This is a genomic window from Leisingera sp. F5, from assembly GCF_001593695.1.
Map to the genome: position 1 here is coordinate 1 of NZ_LUKH01000119.1, position 5,704 is coordinate 5,704.

7 protein-coding genes are annotated in these 5,704 nt (G+C 61.4%); all 7 read left to right on the plus strand.

Annotated features, from left to right (window positions below; translation table 11 throughout):
• Positions 1–749 (plus strand): SRPBCC family protein (locus A2I95_RS25250; protein ID WP_291734350.1); only part of this gene is annotated, 749 nt, incomplete at its 5' end.
• A gap of 19 nt (positions 750–768) precedes the next feature.
• Positions 769–1,206 (plus strand): lactoylglutathione lyase, encoded by a 438-nt coding sequence (gene gloA, locus A2I95_RS25255; protein ID WP_291734352.1) that lies wholly within the window; start codon positions 769–771, stop codon positions 1,204–1,206.
• A 3-nt stretch (positions 1,207–1,209) separates the two neighbouring features.
• Positions 1,210–1,608, plus strand: a complete 399-nt coding sequence (locus A2I95_RS25260) for a cupin domain-containing protein (RefSeq protein WP_291734354.1) — start codon at positions 1,210–1,212, stop codon at positions 1,606–1,608.
• A 172-nt stretch (positions 1,609–1,780) separates the two neighbouring features.
• Positions 1,781–3,220: a glutamine synthetase family protein gene (locus A2I95_RS25265; RefSeq protein ID WP_291734356.1), complete on the plus strand. Its 1,440-nt coding sequence runs from the start codon at positions 1,781–1,783 to the stop codon at positions 3,218–3,220.
• Between the two features lie 24 nt (positions 3,221–3,244).
• Positions 3,245–4,090, plus strand: a complete 846-nt coding sequence (locus A2I95_RS25270) for an ABC transporter permease (RefSeq protein WP_035919941.1) — start codon at positions 3,245–3,247, stop codon at positions 4,088–4,090.
• A 70-nt stretch (positions 4,091–4,160) separates the two neighbouring features.
• Positions 4,161–5,216 (plus strand): ABC transporter substrate-binding protein, encoded by a 1,056-nt coding sequence (locus tag A2I95_RS25275; RefSeq protein ID WP_291734361.1) that lies wholly within the window; start codon positions 4,161–4,163, stop codon positions 5,214–5,216.
• Between the two features lie 29 nt (positions 5,217–5,245).
• Positions 5,246–5,704 (plus strand): ABC transporter ATP-binding protein (locus A2I95_RS25280; protein WP_291734359.1); only part of this gene is annotated, 459 nt, incomplete at its 3' end.

The following is a 5,704-nucleotide window of genomic DNA, read 5'->3' on the forward strand; positions in this document are numbered from 1 at the left end:
CCGGCACCGGCAAGCAGGAATTTGACGGTTTCGACCTGAAACAGCATCGCCTGAAGCCAGTGCGCACCCATGTCTGGCATGACTGGATCTTCGTCAATCTGGACGCCAGCGCACCGGAGTTTGAGGACTACGCCGCACCGCTGATTGATCGTCTGGAGGGGATGGATTTTGCCAAGGTAGAGCCGATCGGCCTGCTCGATTTCGGCGAGATCGACACCAACTGGAAACTGATCATGGAGAACTTCATCGAGCCTTACCATGTCCAATTCGTACATGCCTCGACCACCGACCAGCCGCTGGAGGACCATTACACCATCACCGACGGCAACTGTATCGGCAGCGCCGTGGACCTGAAGGAGGAGATCGGCACCTCCGGCAGCCTGGGCGTCAGCTCCCGTTATCTGACGCTCTATCCCAACTTCATCCTGGGCCGCTACTTCCCCGACCAGCTGGGGGTTTACCTCAACGTGCCCATCGGCCCCGGCAAGATGCGCCAGTACCGCGCGCTTTACACCACCGAAGGCCGGGAACTCAGCGCCGAGGAAATCGAAGGCCTGAAAACTCTCTGGTGGGATGTCCACAAGGAAGACCACGAGATGGTCGAACGCATGTTCGAGGGCCGCAAATCCCCTGTTGCGGCCGACGGCGGCCTGCTGTCGCCCGCCTGGGAAGACAGCGTCCGCGCCTTCCAGGACCTGATCGAACGCGACTTGGCCAGCACAGGGGCCAGCAGCCCGGCTAATGCCTGAACCAAAAGGAACAAACCCAATGAGTGAACTCATTTCCAAGGGTTTCCGCCTGGCCCACACGATGATGCGGGTGATGGACATGGAGAAATCGCTGGAATTCTATTGCGGAATTCTGGGCATGGAGGTGCTGCGCCGCACTGACTATCCCGAGGGCAAATTCACAAATACCTTCATCGGCTACGGCCCGGAAGCGGAATCCCCCACCTTGGAGCTGACCGCCAACTGGGACCAGGAAGAGCCTTACGACAAGGGCAACGGCTGGGGCCATATCTGCATCGAAACCCCGGACGTCTATGCCGCCTGCGAGCAGCTGGCAGCAACCGGTGTGAACATCACCCGTCCTGCTGGCCCGATGAAGAACGGCACCCGCGTCATCGCCTTCTGCGAGGACCCGGACGGCTACAAGGTCGAACTGAACGAAAGCATCCTGAAACACCTTGCCAGCGAGGGGAACTAACCCATGGGCGACGCACCTCAACTCTTCAAATTCGACCTGGTCCAGGAGCGTTATGACTCCATGGGCGGCAGCGACACCTACATCAAACCGATGGTCACCAGCGAATTCAGCAAGTCCATGTGCGGCGGCATCAATGTGCTGAACAACATCAAGGTGCCGTGGGACCTGACCTGCGACGAGATCATCTATTGCCTGGAGGGCACCTTCCGGCTGGTCTGCGACGGCAAGGAATACATCTGCAACCGCGGCGACGTGCTGTTTGTGCCCAAGGATAACCACATCTCCTACGAGGCGGACGGCAAATGCGTGATCTTCTACGCCGCCTATCCGCATAACTGGAAACAGCTGGCCGGGATCACCGAGGTTCCGGGCATCGACCCCGCGGATTTCGTCCCCGGCTAAGCCACGCCGCTCCTGGCGACTGGGCACCCTCGTCCCTGCATCAGGTTATGCATGATGGACGGCGGGTTGCCCGCCTTTTCGCCAGGCAACTGCTCAACACCCGAAACCAACAGTCACGCTGACCGGCCTCCGGCAGCGAATGATAACTGATTGCCTTTTTAGGGAGGAAAACATGCTGAAAGCCAATCCCGAAGCAAAGATCTACTACGACAATTTCCAGGACGCGGTGGAGCGCAACCGCCCCCGCATCCCCGAAGTGCGCGAACGGCTGGAAGCGGCCGGCGTCAAATACGTGATGGCCGCCTGGATCGACCTGCACGGCATCCCCAAGACCAAACCGGTGCCGATGAGCGATTTCGAACCGCTTTGCCTGGGCAAGGGCCCGCAGTTCGCGGTGCATTCGATTTCCTTCGTGCCGGAACTCAGCCCCGCCGACAGCGACCAAGTGGTGGTGCCGGATCTCGATGCGGTCTATGTCTGCCCCTGGGACACCACCCTGGCGATCATCTTCTCGGATCTCTACTGGGAAGACGCGCCCTACAATGTCTGCCCGCGCCAGGCCCTGCGGCGCGCCATGCACGAGGCCGCGCAGGAGGGCTACACCGGCTTTGCCGGCGTCGAGCCGGAATTCATCGTGATGAAATACGATGAGGCCGGTCAGCCAGTGAAAGCCTTTGACGACGATCCTGCAGACGGCCTGCGCCCGCGCCGCCAGGCGTTTGGCTATGACGTGGAATATTCCATCGATTCCATGTCCTTCCTGAAAGACATGATCGACATCATCGAAGGCCTGGGCTGGAACCTGCACGATGTGGTGGCCGAGGGCGCCTATTCCCAGTTCGAGCTGGATTTCCACTACACCAACATGCTGGAAATGTCCGACCGGCTGGCGTTTTTGCGCATCACCCTGAAGGAAGTCGCCAAGAAACACGGGCTGTTCGTGACCTTCATGCCGAAGCCGACGGTGGGGGACTGGCGCTCCGGCGCGCATATCAACATGTCGATGCAGCATGAAAGCCGCCCCGGCCAGAACATCTTTGAAACCCCGGACGGCGAATGGAGCGACGAAAGCCGCTGGGCCGTGGGCGGCCTGATGCAGCACGCCGAGGCAATCACCGCGATCACCTGCCCCACCGTGAACTCCTACAACGGGCTGGTGCCGCGAGTGGGCGGTTTCGAGGGCGGCACCGTCACCTGGGCGCCGACCAACATCACCTACGGGTTCAACAACCGCTCCGCCCAGTTCCGGCTGCCGCAAAGCCGCCACTGCATCGAAAACCGCGCCTGCGACATGACGATGAATGTCTATCTGGCAATGGCGATGCACCTGAGCTGCGCGGTGATGGGAATCAAGAATAAGATCGACCCGGGCAAGCCCACAGATTTCGACCTTTACTCCAAGACCGAGGCGGAACTGACCGAATTGGGCATCCGCCGCCTGCCCCGCACCCTGTTCAGCGCGACCGAGGCGCTGCGCCAGGACGAGATGGCCGAGCACGTGATGGGGCCGGTAATGCGCAAGTCGTTCCTGGAATACAAGAACGACGAATGGGAGCGCTATCACCAGTCGGTTACCGACTGGGAAGTGCAGGAATACATGCGCCTCTACTAAACGCTCCCAGCAAAGGACAGACCCATGACCCAGGCCCTTCGGACGATACCAGCAACCCGGGCCAAGGACACGCGCCCGAAACTGCGGATCTTCGAGTTCAAATCGGAGATCCCCGCATCCTGGCGCCTCACCCTCGGCGTGGCGGTCTGGGTCATCTTCTTTGCCATCTGGCAGCTCGCCGCCTGGTCCGGCGTGATGCCCGCAATCCTGCTGCCAGGGCCCGGCAAGGTCCTGACAGCGCTCTATACGCTCTTTGCCGAGAGCGGTTTTCTCGGTGATGTGCTGGTCAGTGTCTGGCGGGTGATGCTCAGCTTTGTCCTGGCCTGCGCCCTAGCGGTGCCGCTTGGCATCCTGATGGGCGCGTTCAAGACGGTCGAAGCGTTTTTCTCCCCCTTTGTATCCGCCTGGCGCTACCTGCCCGCCCCGTCCTTCATTCCCCTGTTGCTGATGTGGTTCGGGGCGGGCGACGCGCAAAAACTGGCTCTGCTGTTCATCGGTGTGATTTGGTTCCTGATCACCCTGATCGCCGACCACACCAAGGCAGTGCAAAAGGATCTGATCAACACATCGGTGACCCTTGGCGGCTCCCGCTTGCAGGTGCTGCGCACCGTTGTGGTCCCGGCAGCGCTCCCCAACATTGTGATCGCCATGCGCCAGATGCTGGCGGTCAGCTGGACCTATCTGGTGATCGCCGAGATCACCGCCGCAGACGCCGGTATCGGCGCCATGATGATGCGCGCCAAACGCTTCCTGCATGTGGACCAGATCATGGCCGGAATCCTGGTGATCGGCCTTCTGGGGCTGATCTGCGACTACCTGCTGCGGGCGCTGCATGCCCAGGCATTCCAATATCTCGACGAATATTCCTGAGGAGCCGGAGCAGAACCCGAAAACAACAGGCCAAACAACAAAGTGACGTCGCAAGAGAGGTATCGTGACGATGACCAAGAAACTGCTGAAATCCGCCAGCCGCTGCATTGCAGCCCTCGCGCTGGCAGGCGCCGCCGGGCCAACATGGGCCGTAGAAAGCGTCAAGATCGCGGGCTTCACCTGGCCAGGCTACGGCTTCTGGCACATTGCGGCGGAAAAGGGCCTCGCCCCGGACCTGGACATCCAGTACCAGACCATCGAAGACCCCTATGAAAGCTTCAACCTGGTCGCCGCCGGCCAGCTCGACGTTGTCTCCTCCACTGCCGAATTCACCCCTGTCGGCGTCGAGCGCGGCTTGCCGGTCAAGCTGGTCGCCTTCGGCAACCTTTCCTATGGCACCGACAAGATCGTCGCCGGGCCGGGGATTGAAACCGCCGCCGACCTTGCGGGCAAGGAAGTCGCCGTGCTGGAGGGCGGCTTGGCGCAGATCTACGTCGCCATGTGGCTGGAACAGAACGGCGCCGCCTATGACTCCGTCACCTACCGCAACATCATCGCCGACGATGCCTTTGCCGCGATGATCGGCGGCGGCGTAGCGGCCTCGGAGTTCTGGGAGCCCTATGGCACCAACACCCTGAAAGCGCTGGAAGGCGCCAGCGTTCTGGCCCAGTCCAAGGACCCCTACTGGCTGCAAAGCGGCGTTATCGCTGACGGCCACTATATGAGCGACGCCCTGATCAACGACCGCCGCGACGTGGCGCTGCTGACCATGAAGGCGATGTATGATGCCATCGCCTGGTGGAAACAGAACCCGGATGAGGGCAACCGGATCATCGCCGGCGGCATGAGCATGAGCCTGGCGGACGTCGAGCTGGTGATCGGCAAGAACGGCACCGGGCTGGATGGCGGGCTTTATGTCTATGACTTCATGGAAGCGGCGCAATTCTGCGGCTCCGCGCCCGGCAACCCGCCCTTTGATCAGAAGAACGGCCAGATCAACGATCACTGGAATCTGGTCAGCGGCTGGTGGGTCAAGTTCAACCTGATCGAGGCCGCGGCACCGCCGGAAACCGGCATCGACTGCAGCCTGCACAAGGAGCTTTACGACAGCGGCTACCGCGGTTGATCCACCTGACCTGCAATGAGGGGCGCATCATGCAATCCAGCACAATTCTATCCGTCCGGAATGTCTGCAAGACATTCCCCACTCGCGGCGGCGGGGTCGAAGCCTTGCGCGATGTGTCCTTCTCGGTGGCCCGCAACGAGCTTTGCGTGCTGCTGGGGCCCTCGGGCTGCGGCAAATCCACGCTGCTGAACATCGTGGCGGGCCTGCATACACCCACCAGCGGCAGCCTCAGCCTGGAGGGCCGGCCCATCCACGGCCCGGCGCGCGAGCGCGGTATGGTGTTTCAAAGCTACACCTCCTTTCCCTGGCTGACAGTGCTGGAGAACGTCGAATACGGCATGAAGCTGAACGGCATCCCCAAGGCAGAACGCCGCGAGCGGGCGCTGCATTACATCGGCCTGGTGCATCTGACGAAGTTCCGCGATGCCTACCCCAAGACCCTCTCCGGCGGCATGAAACAGCGGGTCGCCATCGCCCGCACCCTGGCC

Bases quoted from the DNA above. Each gene is read 5' to 3' on its own strand.
- gloA (WP_291734352.1), top strand. From the start codon at position 769: ATGAGTGAACTCATTTCCAAGGGTTTCCGCCTGGCCCACACGATGATG.
- A2I95_RS25260 (WP_291734354.1), top strand. From the start codon at position 1,210: ATGGGCGACGCACCTCAACTCTTCAAATTCGACCTGGTCCAGGAGCGT.
- A2I95_RS25265 (WP_291734356.1), top strand. From the start codon at position 1,781: ATGCTGAAAGCCAATCCCGAAGCAAAGATCTACTACGACAATTTCCAG.
- A2I95_RS25270 (WP_035919941.1), top strand. From the start codon at position 3,245: ATGACCCAGGCCCTTCGGACGATACCAGCAACCCGGGCCAAGGACACG.
- A2I95_RS25275 (WP_291734361.1), top strand. From the start codon at position 4,161: ATGACCAAGAAACTGCTGAAATCCGCCAGCCGCTGCATTGCAGCCCTC.